Below are 17,442 nucleotides of genomic sequence, written 5' to 3' on the forward strand. Positions count from 1 at the left end.
GTCGGTACGCGCCGTTCTCGGGGGCAGCGGAGTGAAGGGGGGCTCGCGGGGTGGCGGTGGCGGGCGGTGGGCGCGGGGAACCGGCGGGCGCGGGGCTGAAAGCCCCGTTCAGTACGCGTAGAAGATCCGGTCGGCGTGCTCGGCCATCAGCTTGGCGTTCCATTCCGTGCCGCCGTCCACGTTGCCGGAGCGGAACAGCGGCGGAGTGTGCCCGGCGTCCGCGAGCAGGCCGATCGCGGCCACCACCACGGCCTGCATCAGGGCGCTGGTGACGATGGTGGAGACCGAGCCGAAGGCGGTGTCCGTGCCGGGGTGGCCGAGCTCGGCGTCGCCGACCGCGATCTTGCTGTCCAGCACCACGTCACAGTGGTCCTTCAGGAAGCTGCCGGACGGGTGCTGGGAGCTGACCCGCCCCGGATAGGCCAGCGAGGTGAGCCCGACCACGTGCAGGCCACGAGCCCGGGCGTGCGCGGCCAGCTCGACCGGCATGACCTGCCGGCCGGAGAGCGAGACCACGAAGAGCAGGTCGCCGGCCCGGGCCGGGGTGAGGTCCAGGGCGGCGGTGGCCAGGCCGGAGACCCGCTCCAGGGCACTGCCGAGCGGCGCGGGCATCACGGTGACGCCGGCCATCCCGGGGACGTTCAGCAGGTTGACCGGGACCAGGCCGCCGGCCCGGTACACCACGTCCTGGGCGGCCAGCGCGGAGTGGCCGGCACCGAAGGTGAAGACCCGGCGCCGCTCGGTCACCGCGTCGGCCAGCAGCCGGGCGGCCCGGTCGACGTTCCCGGTCTCCTCGGTCCGCACCCGCTGGAGGTGGGCCACCGCGGTGTCGAAGTACTGCCCGACCAGGTCGTCCATGAGATCTTCCCTGCCACCAGTGGAGAAAGCTACGGCGAGCACCGTGCGGCCTGGAGCATCCCGCTGTCAACAGGGACGAAAACGTCTCCCCCGGGCGGTCGCGCGGCCTCGGTTGTCGGTCCGGTACGTCAGAATTGGCGGTGAGGACACCGAGGGAACGGAGCCGGCGGCGATGTCTGGGCTGATCGATACGACTGAGATGTACCTTCGCACCATCCTGGAGCTGGAGGAAGAGGGCATCACCCCGATGCGGGCCCGGATCGCCGAGCGGCTGGAGCAGAGCGGCCCCACGGTGAGCCAGACGGTCGGGCGGATGGAGCGCGACGGGCTGCTCCAGGTCGCCGGGGACCGTCATCTGGAGCTGACCGAGGAGGGCCGCCGGCTCGCCGTCCGGGTGATGCGCAAGCACCGGATCGCCGAGTGCCTGCTGGTCGACGTGATCGGCCTGGAGTGGGAGGAGGTGCACGAGGAGGCCTGCCGCTGGGAGCACGTGATGAGTGAGACGGTCGAGCGCAAGGTGCTGGCGATGCTCGGGCACCCGACCCAGTCGCCGTACGGCAACCCGATCCCGGGGCTGGACGAGCTGGGCGACACCAAGGCCGAGGGCGAGGGCTTCGACGCCGCCCTGGTCACCCTGGACTCGCTGCGCCCGGGGGATGACGGCGCCAGCGTGGTGGTGCGCCGGATCGGCGAGCCGATCCAGACCGACGAGGACCTGATGCGCACGCTGCGCCGGGCCGGGATCCGGCCGGGGGCGACCGTGCAGGTGGCGCCGGCGCTCGGCGGCGTGCTGGTGGGCAGTGGCGAGAACGCGGCCGAGCTGGGCAAGGACATCGCGGCGCACGTCTTCGTGGCCGCCCAGCTGTAGCCGAGGAGCACGTGCGTCGGGGGGGGGGGGGGGGGTCCCCCCCCCCCCCCCCGGCCCCCCCCCCCCCCCCCCCCCCCCCCCCCCCCTCCCCTCCCCCCCCCCCCCCCCCCCCCCCCCCCCCCCCCACGGTCCCACCCCGCTCCCCACCCGTTTCCCTCCCTACCCCCCGTTCCCTCCCGTTTCCCCTCCGTGCCACGCCCGGCTTCCCCGTCCAGGCGTCCCCTCCGGCTCCCCCGGTCCAGAATCCCCGAGTTGCCCCTTTCCTGATGCTTTGTGGCCATCCGCGCTCGGAGGGATTCATCCCCTCGGCAGATCGCGCCAATCCTTGAGCGCTGTCACTCGTCCGAGCGGCTTCCGGAGCCGATCAACGGGTACACCGGTGTCTTATCCGGGCACGCCGATGGCGGACCTGGAGCCCAGGCCCGCCATGGCAGGACGGAGATGACGCCGAGTCAGCGCACCGCCGCCGGTTGCGGGGGCTGAACCGGGCGCGGGGGAGAGGCCTCGCGCCCGCAGGCGTACGCCAGCGGATTGATCAGCTCGGCGGCGTCCGGCAGCCAGCGGTTCAGCGCGGACGGCGGCAGGGCCCACTGGGCGAACCGGTACGGGCCGACCCGGGACGGCGGGGCGACGATCCAGTCGCCCTCGCCGCGGGTCACCAGGTCGAGCCGGCCGGGCGCCCAGCCGAGCTTGCGCAGCATCTCCGGCAGCTTGGCCTGCACCCCGGGCAGCACCAGGAAGAGCAGCCGGCGACCGTGCTGCCCGGGCGCCGGGGGGGCCGCCACCACCGGGCCGAGCTGGAGCTCCATCCGCTCCATCCGGGCCAGCGCCAGGCAGCCGGCCCGCTCCGGCACGTCCAGCGCGTCGAAGGAACGGCCGGTCGGCAGCAGGATCGAGGCCTGCGGGTGCTCGGTCCACCAGCGGCGGACCACGCCCGGGCCGGCGCTGGCCCGCCGCCGCCAGTCCTGGCCGGTGGGGTGCGCGCCCGGCATCGGGCAGCGCGGGTCGCCGCACGAGCAGCGGGCCGGCCCGTCGTCCTCGACCAGCCAGGTGCCGGGTGCGACCTCCCAGTGCCGGTCCTCCGCGTATCTGACCGCCTCGATCAGCAATGGGGGGATCGTGCCGTCACTGCCCTGCTCCGGGGTTCCTGGGGTCTGTTCCACGTGCTGCTCAACTGGCTTGCGTGGAGCGGGTTACGGGCGGGTGCGGGGTGGCCGGCCGGGAGTCGGTAATGTCACCCGAACCGGTGAGCGGCGGTCGGAGGTGGACACCCGGCCGGGGGTGGCGCACGGGGCCGTGCGCCGTCGGGCCCGCCGCCGGCGGTCCGCGCGTGCGGTGGCGTGGACCGTGGCGCGAGCCATGGCGCGTGAAGGGCGCGTCGTGGGTGCGTGGTTGGCGTCGAACCCACCGCCGAGCCTGCCGGAGCCCGGCGTACGGAGTGGCGTTGAGCGGCGATCGGGGTGGCGTCGGGCCCGCGTCGGACGTTTGGGTCCGGCCGGGCGCAACGGGGGCGCACGGGAGCATTTTGCCGGGCGCGTATGAGGAACGGGTCGTCCGCATGGGTATCCCGATGGTGTCGTTGATCGCTAACCTGGCCTCAAGTTCCTTCACTGGCCGGGTAGTCGGCGCGCCATGAGTCCGACGGGCTCGGTCGGCCGCAGGTACCAGAGCAGCAGAGTCGACGCCCGCCGGCCGGAACCGGAGGGCGCTGGGGAGGCGAAGCCCATGGCCGCGAGACCACTCGTCGCACGACAGCCCAACGAGCGCCTGCAGTCGCTGATCCAGGAGGCGAGCTGCTCCAACGCGGGGCTGGCCCGCCGGGTCAACCTCTGCGGGGCCGAGCACGGGCTGGACCTGCGCTACGACAAGACCTCGGTCGCCCGCTGGCTGCGCGGCCAGCAACCGCGCGGCCAGGCACCGGCGGTGATCGCCGAGGCGCTCGGCCGCAAACTCGGCCGGGGGGTGACCGTCGACGAGATCGGCATGGCCGACGGCAAGAACCTCACCTCGGGCGTCGGGCTGCAGTTCGCCGCGACCCTGAGCGGGGCGCTGGAGCAGGTCTGCGAGCTGTGGCGCAGCGACGTCGGCCGGCGCGACTTCCTGAACGGCGCCTCGGTGGCGGCCTCGGCACTGGTCGAGCCCAGCCGGGACTGGCTGATCACTCCGCCCGACCCGGTGGTGGCGCGCAGCGGCGGCCCCCGGGTCGGTCCGTCCGACGTCGCGGCGATCCGGGCCACCACCGAGATGCTGGTCGACCTGGACCACCGCTTCGGCAGCGGCCACGTCCGACCGGTGGTGGTGCACTACCTGAACAGCGTGGTCTCCGGCCTGCTCAGCGGCGGCTACCGGGAGGAGACCGGGCGTCAACTGTTCGCGGCGGTGGCCAGGCTGACCGAGCTCGCCGGATACATGGCGGTGGACACCGGGCAACCGGGGCTGGCCCAGCGCTACTACATCCAGGCGCTGCGGCTCGCCCAGGCCGCCGACGACCGCGGCTACGGCGGCTACGTGCTGGCCGCCTCGATGAGCCACCTGGCGGCCACCCTGGGCAACCCGCGGGAGATCGCCCAACTCGCCCGCGCCGCCCAGGAGGGCGCCCGATCGGTGGCCACCCCCACCGCGATGGCGATGTTCTACGCCGCCGAGGCGCGCGGCCACGCGCTGCTCGGCGACGCCCGGTCCTGCGACCTGGTGGCGGCCCGGGCGGTCGCGGCGATGGAGCAGCGCAACCCGGAGGACGACCCGGACTGGATCGCGCACTTCGACGAGGCCTACCTGGCCGACGAGTTGGCGCACTGCTACCGGGACCTGGAACAGGCCAAGCAGGCCGAGCGGCAGGCCCGGATCGCGCTCGACCTGCACCCGCCGACCCGGGTCCGGCGGCGGGCGGTGGACCTGGTGCTGCTCGCCACCGCGCAGTTGCAGCAGCGCGAGGTGGAACGGGCCTGCGAGACCGGGGCACAGGCGATGCGGCTGCTGAACGGCCTGCGCTCGAACCGCGGGGTGGAGTACCTGGACGACTTCCGGCGCCGCCTGGAGCCGTACCGGGACTACCGGGTGGTGCGCGAGTTCCAACAGCGCGCGGAGGTGGAAGCGGCGTGACGGAGGGTCGGGTCCGGCGAGCGGCTGCCGGGCCCGGCTGTGACGCGGCCGGCATGGCCGTGGCGGAACGGGGCGGCGCCCCCGCGCGTCGGAAGGGTGAAAGGCTGGGACGTCTGCCCGCGTAGTCACCCGTGGCGGTGAACGGGTAGCGTGGGCGGGACGTTCCGTAGAACCCCCAGACGTGGTCCGCCGTCAGCGAGCGCGCGGAAGAACCGAGGAAGGCCCGGGTGCTCAGACCGGAGAGACAGGGCGGGTGGCCGGATGCCGCCCGGTCGCCCCTGGCTGTCCCGGCGTGCCCGGAGCCGTGCACAGGTGAGGAATCGCGTTGAGCCAGCGCCGCTCGTACCCCAACTCCGGTGACTTCAATCTGGACGATCTGTTCCGTCCGGAGCCCGCGGCCGGGGAGTACCAGGCACCGCCGGTCCAGGGCGGGCCCGGTGGCCAGGCCGTCACCGGCGCTCCGGAGTACCTGGGTCCCGGCGCCGCGGTGCCGTCGTTCCCCGGGCCGCAGCCGCAGGCCGGGCAGGCCTGGGGCGAGGAGGCGACGGCGTACATGCCGAGCGTGCCGGCCGGCTTCCCGGAGGTGGACCCGGCACCGGCGACGCAGTACCTGCCGCCGTACCCGACCAGTGATCCCTCGGCGGGGGGCGGCGAGCAGCCCTCGTTCGGCGGGCAGAGCTTCGGGGCCCAGCAGTCCTTCGGCGGGCAGCAGCCGTCGTACGGCGGGCAGCAGTCGTTCGGGCAGCAGCCGGAGTACGGGCAACACCAGGCGGAGTACGGGCAGCAGCCGGAATACGGCGGCGGGCCGTCGTTCGGCGGGCAGAGCTTCGGGGCCCGGCAGTCCTTCGGCGGGCAGCAGCCGTCGTACGGCGGGCAGCAGTCGTTCGGGCAGCAGCCGGAGTACGGGCAACGCCAGGCGGACTACGGCGCGCAGGGCGGCTCGGGCAGCCGGGCGCAGGGCTCGTCCGGCGGCGGGCGCGGCTCGCGGACCAAGCTGATCGCCGGTGTGGTGGGCGCCTGCGTGGTGGGCGGGGTCCTGGTCGCCGTGCTGACCGGCGGCGGTGGCGGCAGCAGCACGGCCAGGACCCCGGTGGCCCAGGGCAGCCCGGAGTCCACCGCCGGCAGGGCCTCCGGCGCGGCCAGTGCCCCGGTGAGCGGCGGGCCGCTGAGCGCGGCGGCGCAGAGCCAGGCCCAGGCGCTCTCCACCCTGCTCGGCACCGCGAACGCCAGCCGGCAGGCGGTGATCGGCGCGGTCTCCTCGATCAAGAGCTGCAGCAACCTGCCGGCCTCCCAGACCGCGCTCACCCAGGCCGCCGCCAGCCGCCAGCAGTTGATCACCTCGCTGGCCGCGCTCAAGGTGGACCAGCTGGCCACCGGACCGCAGCTGGTGACCCAGCTGACCTCGGCCTGGCAGGCCTCGGAGGCGGCGGACCAGTCGTACGCGGCCTGGGCGGGCGACCTGCAGGGCGGCTGCGACCCGAGCAAGTCCCAGTCCAACGCCAACCACACGGCGGGCGACCAGTCCAGCGCCGCCGCGAGCACGGCCAAGAAGCAGGCCGCCACCCTCTGGAACGCCATCGCCCAGCAGGCCGGCCTGTCGACCCTGAGCGACCAGCAGTTGTAGGGGCCGCCGCCCGGACCGCGCCGGACGCGGCCCGGGCGGGCGTCCGGCGGGCGTCCGGCGGGGGCCGTGAGGGCGGGCGGTCAGGAACCGGCGGGGGGCTTCCCGCCGGTGAGGACCCAGCGGGTGTCGACGAAGCCGGGGCGCTGTTCGACCAGACGACCGCCCTGGACCTGCTGGAAGGTGACCGAGGTGTTCACCAGCCGGGGCCAGTCCGCGCTGGCCAGCATGTCGGTCAGCCCCCAGGACAGCGGTGGGGTGGCGCCACCGGTGGTGATCGGGGTGCCGCTGTCCAGCACGTCGCGCAGGTTCCTCGCGGTCACCGGCTTGCCGGTGAGCAGCCGGACGGCCTGCTGGAAGACCTGGTAGGCGACCCAGGTGGTCTGCACCCCGGGGTCGGAGTCGTCCAGCGCCGGGTTGCCGTCCCCGTCCGCCTGGATGGTGGCGCGCAGGGGGTCCCAGACCGTCGCCGCCTCCGGCGGGTACCAGCCGGTCGCGTAGGCGCCGCCGAGCGGCCCGCTGTCGCCGCCGGTGGAGTCCAGCACGGACTGCTGGACGCTGCCGATCACCGAGGCCAGCCGGATGTCGTGGTGGTCCGACCGCCGGTAGGAGTCCAGCAGGTTGAGGGTCGGCACCGGGTCGAGCACGGTGGTCACGCAGTCGCCGGGCGCGTCGTCGCCGATCGCCTGCTGCACGGTGGCGGTGTAGTCGGTGGAGTCCTGCTGGGCCGGGACGTCCACCAGCCGGACGTTCGACGGGTTGAGCGCGCCGGCCAGTTCGTCGGCGAGCTGGTCGCCGACCGGGGTGTCCGGCCGGATCAGCGCGACCGTCCGGCAGCCCGCGGCGACCAACTGGCGTCCGCTGCCGGCGAGCAGTGCGGGCATGCCGCCGTTCACCGGGTAGGAGAGCGGGCTGGTGAACTCCGGGTCGGAGAGGCCGTAGCCGCCGAGGTAGGGGATCCCGGCGTTCTCGAGCACCGGCATGAAGCTGTCGCCGAACTGGCTGTAGGAGCCGATCACCGCGACCGCGCCGGCGTTCACCGCCTGCTCCGCGCAGGCCGTCGCGCCGTCCGCGGTGTTGTGTTCGTCGCAGGTCAGCACCCGCAGCCGGTGATCGGCCAGGCCACCCTGGCCGTCGAGCTGCCGCCCGATCGCCTGGGCCAGCGCGGTCATCCCGGGGTGGGCGGCGGCGGAGCCGGAGTCGGTCGGCGCCCAGGTCATCACGGTGATCCCGGCGCCGCTGCCGGCGTCGGCCGGCCCCCCGCAGGCCGACGCGGCGAGCAGCACGGGCAGGAGGGCGAGGGCCGCCCGGCGGGCGGCGGTGCGTCTGTGCGGATGTCGTGCGGGCTCGGTCATCTCGGGTTCCCCCTCCGGTAACGTCGGCAGCGCGAACCAGCCTTGACGCGGTGCGGCAAGCTCAGCGGGCAGCTGGGCGAACATCCGGTGACCCGGGGGCGAACACCGTGTGTGGACGCGTGTAGATGGCCGACACATCAGGAACGTACGATCGTCTCCCATGGCGGACAGCACAGATTCCTCGGACAGCTCTGCGCGAAACTCTTCTCGGGCGGGGCGTCGCTCCAGCACGATGGGCGGCATGCCGCTCAACGATCTGCCCTGGTGGCGCTGGCGCGCCCGGATCCGCTCCGCCCTGCACATGCTCGGCGACCCACAGTTCCAGCAGGACTACTGGGCCGCCGGCCGGGACGGCTTCGGCGACGTGACCGACGCCGTCTACCGGTTGGTCGAGGACAGCTGGCTGGACCGCTGGTCGGCCGAGAAGTACATCGGCACCATCGTCCGGGACGCGGCCGAGGCCGCGCTGGTGGACGCGGCGGTGCTGCGGGTGCTGCGGATCCTGCACGAGGTCGGCGCGGACGCCCCGGCCGCCGCCTACCTGGGCCACCCCGGCTGGCCGGAGGCGGCTGCGGCGGCGCGCGAGGCGCACGTGCTGCTCTGCGTCAACGACGGGGAGGACCCGGCCACCCCGCCGCGCTCGCTCGAAGTGCTGAGGATTCTCACCCGGGTCGGGTGAACGGCCGTCGGCTGTGCCAGGCTGGGAAGTTACCGCAACCCCAAGTGACGTAGCGACGTGAGGACGGAACAGAGCGTGCAGGAGCAGCAGAGCGCAGTGGAGCCGGCCCAGTATGTGCTGACCCTCTCCTGCCCGGACAAGCGGGGGATCGTGCACGCGGTCTCCAGCTACCTCTTCATGACCGGCTGCAACATCATCGACAGCCAGCAGTTCGGTGACCGGGACCCGGACAGCGGGCGTTTCTTCATGCGGGTGCACTTCACCGCCGACGCGCCGGTCGGCGCTGAGAAGCTGCGGGCCAGCTTCGCGGCGATCGCCGACTCGTTCCGGATGGACTGGTCGATCCACTCGGTGGACGAGAAGATGCGCGTGGTGCTGATGGTCAGCAAGTTCGGGCACTGCCTGAACGACCTGCTGTTCCGCAGCCGGATCGGCGCGCTGCCGGTGGAGATCGTCGCGGTGGTCTCCAACCACACCGACTTCGCCGAGCTCACCGCCTCGTACGGGATCCCGTTCGTGCACATCCCGGTGGCCCGGGAGACCAAGGCGCAGGCCGAACAGCAGCTGCTGGACCTGGTCGAGGCCGAGCGGGTCGACCTGGTGGTACTGGCCCGCTACATGCAGGTGCTCTCGGACGACCTCTGCAAGGCGCTCTCCGGCCGGGTGATCAACATCCACCACTCCTTCCTGCCGAGCTTCAAGGGCGCCAGGCCGTACCACCAGGCGCACGCCCGGGGCGTGAAGTTGATCGGTGCGACCGCGCACTACGTCACGGCGGACCTGGACGAGGGGCCGATCATCGAGCAGGAGGTGGCCCGGGTGGGCCACGGCGTGACGCCGGAGCAGCTGGTCGCGCTCGGCCGGGACGTCGAGTGCCAGGCGCTGGCCCGCGCGGTGAAGTGGCACTGCGAGCACCGGGTGCTGCTCAACGGGACCCGGACGGTCGTCTTCCCGTAGTCACGGACGCGGTGGTCACGGACGGGAGAGCAGTGGCAGGGCGGTGAGCACCTCGCGGATCGCCGCCCGGTCGCCGAACTCGCCGACCGGCAGCCGGTCCGGCTCCCGGTGCGCGGCGGCGAGCTGGCAGAACTCCACGCCGTCCACCACCAGTTCGGCCACCGGATCAGCCGGGGCCGGGTCCGCCGGGTCCGCCGTGGGGTCCAGCGGGATCAGCCACTCGCCGGCCGCCGGGCCCTCGATCACCAGCCGCACCACCCGGCCGGCCGCCCGGTCCGCCGGCTCCGCCGCACCGCGCTGACCGGCCAGCGCGGCGGGCAGCATCCGGGCGGCCAGGTCGACCATCTGGCGCAGGTGCTGCGGGGCGGGCGCGGCGTACGGGTAGTCGACCGCGCGGGCCACGTCCTCACCGTGGATCCAGCACTCGAAGGCGCGGTCGATGAAGGCGTCCCGGACCGGCAGGGTCGCCACGCCGTAGTCGACCTCGGCCTCGGTGCCCGGGGCGACGGTGCGGATCAGGTCGAGGCTCTGCCGGCGCCAGAAGCCGCGGACCGCGTCCGGCGGCCGGTCGCCCTGCTCGTCGGTCAGCCGCTCGGTCCGCTCGACCAGTACGTCCCAGGGCGGGGCGGCCGGCGCGCTGCGGCCGGGCAGCCGGGGACAGGCGGCGCCGACCGGGTCGGGCAGCCCGAGGGCGACCGCGACCAGGCCGTCCACCGCCGCCAGATGGCACAGCACCTCGGCCGGCCGGCGCCGCAGCACCCCGCCGTGCCAGGGCAGTTCGGCCACCTCCAGCCACTCGCCGCGGCCCAGGTCGCGCAGCAGGGCGTCCAACTTCGCGGTCTCCGCGGCGTACGGGCCGGCCCATGGCGCGAGCGGCACCGCGGCCGGGCGTTTGGCGAGGCAGAAGTCGAGTACCTGGCGGCGCAGGTTGTCCGGGTGGTCCAGCGGGTCGTCGGGGCCCAGCCGGATGGCGGCCTGCCGCAACCGGGCGGCCTCCTCGGCGCAGTCCGGGCAGCGGTCCAGGTGCTGTTCGAGTTCGGCCGCCTCGGCGGCGGGGCAGGCCCGCAGCGCCCAGGCGCCGAGCAGGCCGCGCAGCTCCTCGTGCCGCGATTCGCCCAGCACCGGTGCGCTCGCCAGACGTCCGCCGTTCACGATCCGAACTCCAGCTCGGCGGAGAGCAGTTGCAGGCCGAGCCGGAGCCGCTGCTTGGCCGCCTGCTCGCTGATGCCGAGCCGGCGGGCGGTCTCCTGGTAGGTCCGGCACTCGGACGCGGTGGTCTCTATGGTCTCCCGCAGCGACGGCGGTAGCGCGGCGACCACGTACTGCGCCCGGGCGGCGGCCGCCCGGGCCCGGATCTCCGCCGCGGCCAGGGAACTCCGGCGGAGTCGTTCGACCGCCCGACGGTGGGTGAGTTCGCCGATCCAGGAGCGCAGCGAGCGGGCGCCCGGGTCGAACTCCTCGGGGTGCGCCCAGACATGGGCGAAGACCTCGCGGGTGAGCTGGGCGGCGGCGGCCTCGTCGGCCAGGATCCGACCGGCCAGGCCGTGCACCAGGGGTGACAGCTGGTCGTACAGCTCGCCGAGGGCCGTCTCCTCACCCCGGTCCAGCCGCGAGCGCATCTGCTGGTCCCAGTCGGGGGCGGTCATGCGACCACGGTATCTCCGGGGCGTGCGGCGGCGGGACGATTCCTCGAAGAGAGTGGTGGTCTGTTCGAACAGACTCGGACATATGTCGCACGGGTGGTTCGTCGCGCGCCCAGCGCAGGGGCGCGCGGGCCGGGCGGTAGGTTCGTGCCGGCCGGCGCAGTCCGTCGCACCGACCGTCGGCGCGCCGCCCCCGGGGCGCCGGTCGGCGGGGCGGCGCTCGTCAGCGCGACGCTCGCCCAAGCGAGCGGGACAGTATGCACCGGCTTGTCCCCCGATCGCTGGAATATGCCCGAAGCGCTTGCTGCTCCGGTTCCGCCGGATCATCCTGAGCCGTATTCGTGCCGAAGTCATGGACAGTCCGACCAGATCGTCACGCAGGTGGTGGAGCGGTGCAGGTGCTTCAGGTGCAGCTGGCAGTGGCGGCCGACCCAGCGGAGGTCGGCCGGGCCCGGCGCTGGGTCCGTTCCCGGTTGCTGGCGCTCGACGTCGACCCCGGGGAGCCGTACGTCGAGACGCTGGTGCTGGTGGTGTCGGAGCTGGTGACCAACGCCGTGGTGCACACCGGGCGGCCGGCCGTGCTGCGGCTGGTCTGGCCGCCCGGTGCCGGGCCGCTGCGGGTGGAGGTGGCGGACGCCAGCGACACGCCGCCCGCGCCGCGCTGCGCCGGGCAGGACGCGTGCAACGGGCGCGGGCTGGAACTGGTCGAACTGCTCTGCGCGCGCTGGGGGTGGTATCCGGAGGACTCGGGGAAGCGGGTCTGGTGCGAGATCGCCCGGGCCGAGGAGCCGATCGGTGTGGCCGTTGGCGCGACGGCGCTGGCGATTTGACGGATCATCCGACAAAAAACGACGTCACGTGGCCGGTCCACCGTCGTTCACCGGCTGAAAGCCAACGCAACCATTCCGAATTTCGGACGAACCATTGACGTGTCGTATCCACCTGATCACCCTTGGGTCAGCTCTCCGTTGCGAGGGGACGCCAAGGGGTCGCTGGTCAGGGGGAGCGGAGTCGCCGCCGCGCGGGCCGCAGCTCCTTGGCGAGTGCGGAGCGCCGCCGTGCGGGTCAGGGCCCGTACCTGGTGGCCGCGCCGGCCCGTGCCCGGCGCGGCCGGCCGGGAACGGCCGTCACCCGGCGGGCGTCGCGGGCTGACCGGGCCGGCGGCCGTGAAGGACCCGGTCCGTAGGATCCGGACATGCACCTTGAGTTCGAGTTGGATCCGGTGGTCACGCCCGAGCTGCGGGCCGGGATCCTCACCCTGTGGACCGACGTCAGCAACGCGGGCGGGTCGGTGGGCTTCGTCCCGCCGGTCACCGAGGAGGACGTCCGCGGCACGGCCGAGCGGCAGTTCGCGCGGCTGGACGCGGTGCCCGGGGCCGACCAGGGGGCCGAGCCGTGGTCCGACCGGCTGCTGGTCGCCCGCGATCCCGACTCCGGCCGGCTGGTCGCGGTGCTCTTCTTCGAACACCCGCGGTTCGGGCTGATGAGTCACTGGCGGCTGCTCTCCCGGGTCATGGTCGACCCCCGGCTGCAGGGGCGCGGCTGCGGCGCGGCGCTGATGGCGGAGGCCGAGCGGATCGCCCGGGCCTGGGGGCTGGCCGGGCTGCGGCTGACCGCGCGCGGTGGGATGGGCCTGGAGACGTTCTACAAGCGCTGCGGCTACCAGGAGGCCGGGCGGGTGCCCGGGGCGATCCGGGTCGCGCCGGGGGACGACCGGGACGACATCACCTTCTGGCTGGAGCTGCGCTGACCCGGGCCCGTACCCCGTCCGAGATCGCCGACTTTGGCATGCTTCACTGGGAGACCGCCCCCGTTCGAACCGGCCGAGAAGGACGCCACCCGTGAGCAGCAAGTCGCACGCCACGCTCCGATACACCTCCCTGCGGGCCAGCATCTTCCTCGGCTGTCTGCTGATCACCACCCTGCTCGGGCACTTCGGGATCATTCCGGTGACCGGCACCACCGGCTTCGTCTTCCTGGTGATGCTGGCGGCCCTGGTCTCGGCGCCGATCAGCTACGTGGTGCTGAGCAAGCAGCGCGACGAGATGTCGGAGCAGATCGTCAACAAGGTCTCCGGCATGAAGTCGCGCACCGCCCAGCGGATCGCGGAGCAGAACGCCGAGGAGGACGCGGCCGACGAGGCCGCGCGGGCCGCGCAGTAACCGGTCGCGTCGTGGCAGCGGTGTCCGGGACCGACCCGGCCGGGACGGCAGCGGCGGCTGGGGGCAGCGGTCGCGCCGGTGAGCGGTCGCGCCGCCCGACCGGGCGGGACGTGGCACGGGTGGCCGGGGTCTCGCAGGCCACCGTGTCGCTGGTGTTCTCCGGCACCGAGGCGGGCCACCGGGTCTCCGCGGCGACCCGGCAGCGGGTGCTGGAGGCCGCCCGCGACCTGGGCTACCGCCCGCAGGCGGCCGGCCGACAGCTGCGGCTGGGCCGCAGCGGGATGGCGCTGCTGGCGGTGCCCAACCTGCAGGGGCCGTTCTTCGGACGGGTGCTGGCCGGGGTGCACGAGGAGGCCGCCCGGCACGGGCTGGACGTGGTGGTCAGCTCCGGCTGGAACGCCGAGACGCTGGCCGAGGCGGCCACCACCAGCCGCTTCGACGGCCTGCTGATCTGCTCCCCGGACGACAGCCAGCTCGGCCCGCTGCCGCCGGGCACGCCCGCGGTCTTCCTGGACGCCGATCCGGCCGACGCGGGCGGCGCGCCCACCGTCGAACTCGACCTGGCGGGCGGCATGCGGGCGGCGGTGGAGCACCTGACCGGGCTCGGCCACCGGCGGCTCGGTCGGCTGCGGTCGATCCACTCGGCCCACACCTTCCGGGTCCGGCAGGCCGCCTTCGAGCAGGCCGCGCGCGGTCTCGAGGTGCTGGAGCTCGGGGTCAGCCTGAACCTCGGCGAGTCCGCCGCCCGGGCCGCCGCCACGGAGCTGCTCGGCCGTCCGGACCGGCCGCGCGCGGTGGTCTGCGACGACGACGTGGTGGCCTCCGGGCTCTACCAGGCGGCCGCCGAGCTGGGGTTGCGGATCCCGGCGGACGTCTCGGTGGTCGGCATCGACAACGTCGCGGTGGCCGCCCTGCTGACCCCGCCGCTGACCACGGTCGACCTGCCGGGTGAGGAGCTGGGTCGGGCCGGGGTGGCCGCGCTGGCCGGGGTACTGGCGGGCGCGGCGGTGCCGGCGGTGGCGCCGCTGCCCACCGCGCTGGTGGTCCGGGCGTCCACCACCCGGGCCTGAGCGGTCAGACCAGCAGCTCGACCGGCTCGGCCACGGCCGGCGCTGGGGCGGGCGGCCGCAGTCGGTCGCGGGTGGCGAGGAGCAGCAGGCCGCCGAGCGTGATCCCGCCCACCGCGCACCAGGCGACCGCCCGCAGCGAGGTGGCGACCAGCGAGCCGGAGACCGCGTAGCCCAGCGCGTTGCCGGTGGCGAACAGGGTGACCAGCCAGGCGAACGCCTCGGTCACCGTGCCCACCGGCGCCAGCTCGGCGACCAGCACGAACGCGGCGGCCAGCAGCGGCGCCAGCCCCAGCCCGGAGAGCAGCGCCAGAGCGGCCATCGGCCAGGGGCCGGGGAGCAGCAGCAACGGGAGGTACGAGACGGCCATCCCGAGCGCGAGCAGCCAGGTGCGGGTCGCCGTGCTGCTGCGCCAGTCCACCGTGCCGTAGCCGAGCGCGCCGAACAGCCCGCCGAGCGCGGCCAGCGCGAGCAGGGTGCCGGCGCCACCGGGGAGTTGGTGCGAGTGGTGTTCGGCGTAGGCGATGAAGAGGACGTTCTGCGAGCCCACCGTCCAGCCCGCACCGGCCAGGCCGACCAGCAGCAGCACCAGGCCGGGCGAGCGCAGCGGGCCGAGCAGACCGGAGCCGTGGCCGCGCGGTGGGGCCTGCCAGGCGCGGGCCGGGGCGGCGGTGGCCACCACCAGCGCGCCGGCCAGGCCGAGGCCGGCGGCCGTCCAGAGCGCGGCGACCGGGCCGGGGCCGGCCGCGATGGCGGCGACCGCCAGCGGGCCGGCGACGTAGAGGATCTGCTGCGAGGCGGAGTCGAACGCGTAGGCGGTGTCCAGCTGTTCCTCGCTGACCACGGCCGGCCAGAGCGAGCGCAGGCAGGGTTCGAGCGGCGGCATGGCGAGCCCGGCGATCGCGGCGCCGACCAGCGCACCGGTCGGGCTGCCGGGCGCGAGCGCGAGCAGCGCGTAGCCGAGGCCGGCGACCACCGCGGAGCAGAGCAGCACCCGGGGCTGACCGGTCCGGTCGACGATCCGCCCGAGCACCGGGCCGCCGATCGCGGCGGCGATCGCGTAGGCGGCGGTGGCCAGCCCGATCCGGCTGTAGGGCGCGCCGGCCTGGCGCAGGGCCAGGGCGATGACCAGTGCGGTCATGCCGGCCGGGAGGCGTCCGAGCAGGGTGCCGGCCAGCAGCCGGGTGACGTGCGGGGCACGGAGCAGGGCGAGGTAGCCCACGGGGGAACTCCCGGGCGGCAGGGGGCGGCGAGGCTCCTCAAGTTATACGTATAACCGATGGTCGGTCAAGCTGTGCGGGCGGAGGTCGGCAGGCGCGGGGGCGGGCCGTTCGTGGGCGCATCTCAAACAACAACTTTGAACATCTCAAAGCTTTACTGCTAACGTGTGGGCCATGACCACCTCAGGCGCACTCCGGCAGCAGGACATGGGCAGCTCGCCCGTGCCGTGCGCGCTGCCGTCGAGGCCGTGCCGCCTGATCGGTGTGGTGGACGGCTGTCGCCGCTCCGGCTGTAGCTAGGCAGCACGGCTCCCGCGTCCGCCTGACGGCCCGGCCCGGCCTCTCCCCGGCCGGCCCGTGCTGCCCGATTCCCCCCTCCCGCCCGTTTTCGTGCCACCCCGGAGCCGCACTCCCATGTCCACCGCCCCCGCCCCGACGGGCCCCTCACTCCTCGCCACGGTCCGCAGGACCCCGTTCTGGGCCCAGATCGTCGGCGGCCTCGTGCTCGGCGTCGCGCTGGGCTTCGTCGCCCGACAGGGTGACGTCGGCTGGCTGACCAGCACCCTGGACACCATCGGCAAGCTCTTCGTCCAGCTGCTCAAGCTGGCCGTCCCGCCGCTGGTCTTCACCGCGATCGTGGTGAGCATCGCCAACCTGCGCAACGTCACCAACGCCGCCCGGCTGGCGGCGAGAACACTGCTCTGGTTTCTGATCACCTCTCTCATCGCGGTCTCGATCGGCCTGGCGATCGGTTTGCTCACCGATCCCGGCCACGGCAGCAACCTCTCCACCAGCGGGCTGAAGGCTCCTCAGGAGTCCGGTTCCTGGGTCGACTTCCTGACCGGGATCATCCCGACCAACGTGGTGGACGCCTTCCTCAAGGTGAACGTGCTGCAGATCGTCTTCCTCGCGGTGGTGGCCGGTGTGGCCATCCTCAAGGCGGGCGAGAAGGCGGCCCCGGTGCTGAAGCTCAGCGAGTCGCTGCTGGAGCTGGTGCAGACCGCGCTCTGGTGGGTCATCCGGCTGGCACCGCTCGGCACGCTGGGCCTGATCGGCAAGTCGGTGGCGGAGTACGGCTGGAACCTGCTCCGGCCGATGGCCACCTTCACCGCCGACATCTACGTCGGTTGCGCGCTGGTGCTGTTCGTCGTCTACTCGCTGCTGCTGCGCTTCGCCGCCGGACTCAACCCGGTCAACTTCTTCAAGGGCGCCTGGCCCGCGATCCAGCTGGCCTTCGTCTCGCGCTCCTCGGTCGGCACGCTCCCGGTCACCCGCCGGGTCGCCGAGCGGCTCGGGGTGCCGAGCGAGTACAGCTCGTTCGCCGTCCCGTTCGCGGCGACCACCAAGATGGACGGCTGCGCCGCGGTCTACCCGTCGATCGCCGCGATCTTCGTGGCGCAGGTCTACGGCATCCACCTCGGGGTGGGTGACTACCTGCTGATCGCCTTCGTCTCGGTGATCGGCTCGGCCGCCACGGCGGGGCTCACCGGCGCCATCGTGATGCTGACGCTGACCCTCTCCACCCTGGGCCTGCCGCTGGAGGGTGTCGGGCTGCTGCTGGCGATCGACCCGATCCTCGACATGATGCGGACCGCGACCAACGTGGCCGGACAGGTCGTGACCACGTTGATCGTCTCGGCCCGGGAGGGGATCCTCGACCGCGCCGCGTACGACCATCCGACGGGTGACCTGGCCGCGGCTCCGGCCGCCGCACCGGTCCGGGCCGGTGCCGCCGACCGGGTGACCGCGGCGGTCTGAGCGACCCGGACAGCACGACGGGCCCTGCCCCTCCAGGAGGGGGCAGGGCCCGTCGTGCGGTCCGGGCGGCCGGGCCCGGGAACGGCAGGGGGCCCGCCGGTCTGGTGACCGGGGGCCCCCTTGGTGGGACAAGTCGTGCTCCACGACCCGGG

Annotated in this window: 16 protein-coding genes; 10 read left to right on the top strand and 6 right to left on the bottom strand. The window is 74.0% G+C overall.

The annotated features are described in order from the left end of the window. Positions 1–108: 108 nt before the first annotated feature. Positions 109–858, bottom strand: a complete 750-nt coding sequence (locus ACZ38L_RS08130; RefSeq protein ID WP_465690400.1) for a sugar isomerase domain-containing protein — start codon at positions 856–858, stop codon at positions 109–111. Between the two features lie 172 nt (positions 859–1,030). Between ACZ38L_RS08130 and ACZ38L_RS08135 the strand changes: the two genes are divergently transcribed. Next, positions 1,031–1,726: a metal-dependent transcriptional regulator gene (locus tag ACZ38L_RS08135; protein ID WP_396558289.1), complete on the top strand. Its 696-nt coding sequence runs from the start codon at positions 1,031–1,033 to the stop codon at positions 1,724–1,726. Between the two features lie 452 nt (positions 1,727–2,178). Here the strand turns inward: ACZ38L_RS08135 and ACZ38L_RS08140 are convergent, their stop codons facing one another. After that, the gene (locus ACZ38L_RS08140; protein WP_465690403.1) at positions 2,179–2,889 is read right to left on the bottom strand and encodes a bifunctional DNA primase/polymerase; all 711 of its coding nucleotides are present in this window, start codon (positions 2,887–2,889) and stop codon (positions 2,179–2,181) included. Positions 2,890–3,451: 562 nt separating this feature from the next. On the opposite strand from ACZ38L_RS08140, the gene ACZ38L_RS08145 reads away from it, so the two are divergent. Both ACZ38L_RS08145 and ACZ38L_RS08150 read left to right on the top strand, forming a co-directional pair. Continuing rightward, a complete protein-coding gene (locus tag ACZ38L_RS08145; RefSeq protein WP_396558285.1) occupies positions 3,452–4,828 on the top strand; it encodes a transcriptional regulator in 1,377 nt (458 codons plus the stop codon). 325 nt (positions 4,829–5,153) lie between these two features. Continuing rightward, entirely contained in the window at positions 5,154–6,452 is a 1,299-nt protein-coding gene (locus tag ACZ38L_RS08150; protein WP_465690405.1) for a hypothetical protein, read from the top strand. 80 nt (positions 6,453–6,532) lie between these two features. On the opposite strand, the gene ACZ38L_RS08155 is transcribed toward ACZ38L_RS08150, so the two are convergent. Continuing rightward, a complete protein-coding gene (locus tag ACZ38L_RS08155) occupies positions 6,533–7,804 on the bottom strand; it encodes an ABC transporter substrate-binding protein (protein WP_465690407.1) in 1,272 nt (423 codons plus the stop codon). A gap of 241 nt (positions 7,805–8,045) precedes the next feature. Here ACZ38L_RS08155 and ACZ38L_RS08160 point away from each other — a divergent pair, with 241 nt between their 5' ends. Beyond that, complete coding sequence (locus ACZ38L_RS08160; protein ID WP_465690409.1) at positions 8,046–8,483, top strand: SCO4402 family protein; 438 nt, start codon at positions 8,046–8,048, stop codon at positions 8,481–8,483. A 75-nt stretch (positions 8,484–8,558) separates the two neighbouring features. Further along, on the top strand, positions 8,559–9,440 hold the full coding sequence (gene purU / locus ACZ38L_RS08165) for a formyltetrahydrofolate deformylase (RefSeq protein ID WP_465690411.1): 882 nt from the start codon (positions 8,559–8,561) through the stop codon (positions 9,438–9,440). A 15-nt stretch (positions 9,441–9,455) separates the two neighbouring features. Here purU and ACZ38L_RS08170 read toward each other — a convergent pair whose 3' ends face one another. Together ACZ38L_RS08170 and ACZ38L_RS08175 are read right to left on the bottom strand one after the other, a co-directional pair. Further along, positions 9,456–10,592, bottom strand: coding sequence for an anti-sigma factor family protein (locus tag ACZ38L_RS08170; protein WP_465690413.1), 1,137 nt, complete (start codon positions 10,590–10,592; stop codon positions 9,456–9,458). Further along, positions 10,589–11,086, bottom strand: a complete 498-nt coding sequence (locus ACZ38L_RS08175) for a sigma-70 family RNA polymerase sigma factor (RefSeq protein WP_465690415.1) — start codon at positions 11,084–11,086, stop codon at positions 10,589–10,591. Before ACZ38L_RS08175 ends, ACZ38L_RS08170 begins: the two co-directional genes overlap by 4 nt. Before the next feature lie 404 nt (positions 11,087–11,490). Here ACZ38L_RS08175 and ACZ38L_RS08180 point away from each other — a divergent pair, with 404 nt between their 5' ends. The 4 genes from ACZ38L_RS08180 to ACZ38L_RS08195 all read left to right on the top strand — a co-directional run bounded on the left by ACZ38L_RS08180 (position 11,491) and on the right by ACZ38L_RS08195 (position 14,315). Further along, positions 11,491–11,913: an ATP-binding protein gene (locus tag ACZ38L_RS08180; protein WP_465690417.1), complete on the top strand. Its 423-nt coding sequence runs from the start codon at positions 11,491–11,493 to the stop codon at positions 11,911–11,913. A gap of 365 nt (positions 11,914–12,278) precedes the next feature. Beyond that, positions 12,279–12,833 (top strand): GNAT family N-acetyltransferase, encoded by a 555-nt coding sequence (locus ACZ38L_RS08185; RefSeq protein ID WP_465690419.1) that lies wholly within the window; start codon positions 12,279–12,281, stop codon positions 12,831–12,833. A 91-nt stretch (positions 12,834–12,924) separates the two neighbouring features. Next, positions 12,925–13,245, top strand: coding sequence for a DUF4229 domain-containing protein (locus ACZ38L_RS08190; protein WP_465690421.1), 321 nt, complete (start codon positions 12,925–12,927; stop codon positions 13,243–13,245). Positions 13,246–13,256: 11 nt separating this feature from the next. Next, the gene (locus tag ACZ38L_RS08195; RefSeq protein ID WP_465690423.1) at positions 13,257–14,315 is read left to right on the top strand and encodes a LacI family DNA-binding transcriptional regulator; all 1,059 of its coding nucleotides are present in this window, start codon (positions 13,257–13,259) and stop codon (positions 14,313–14,315) included. 4 nt (positions 14,316–14,319) lie between these two features. Here ACZ38L_RS08195 and ACZ38L_RS08200 read toward each other — a convergent pair whose 3' ends face one another. After that, on the bottom strand, positions 14,320–15,534 hold the full coding sequence (locus ACZ38L_RS08200) for an MFS transporter (RefSeq protein WP_465690425.1): 1,215 nt from the start codon (positions 15,532–15,534) through the stop codon (positions 14,320–14,322). Positions 15,535–15,946: 412 nt separating this feature from the next. On the opposite strand from ACZ38L_RS08200, the gene ACZ38L_RS08205 reads away from it, so the two are divergent. Then, entirely contained in the window at positions 15,947–17,290 is a 1,344-nt protein-coding gene (locus tag ACZ38L_RS08205; RefSeq protein WP_465690428.1) for a dicarboxylate/amino acid:cation symporter, read from the top strand. The last annotated feature ends 152 nt before the right edge of the window (positions 17,291–17,442 follow it).

Source organism: Kitasatospora sp. NPDC024654 (genome assembly GCF_055559155.1).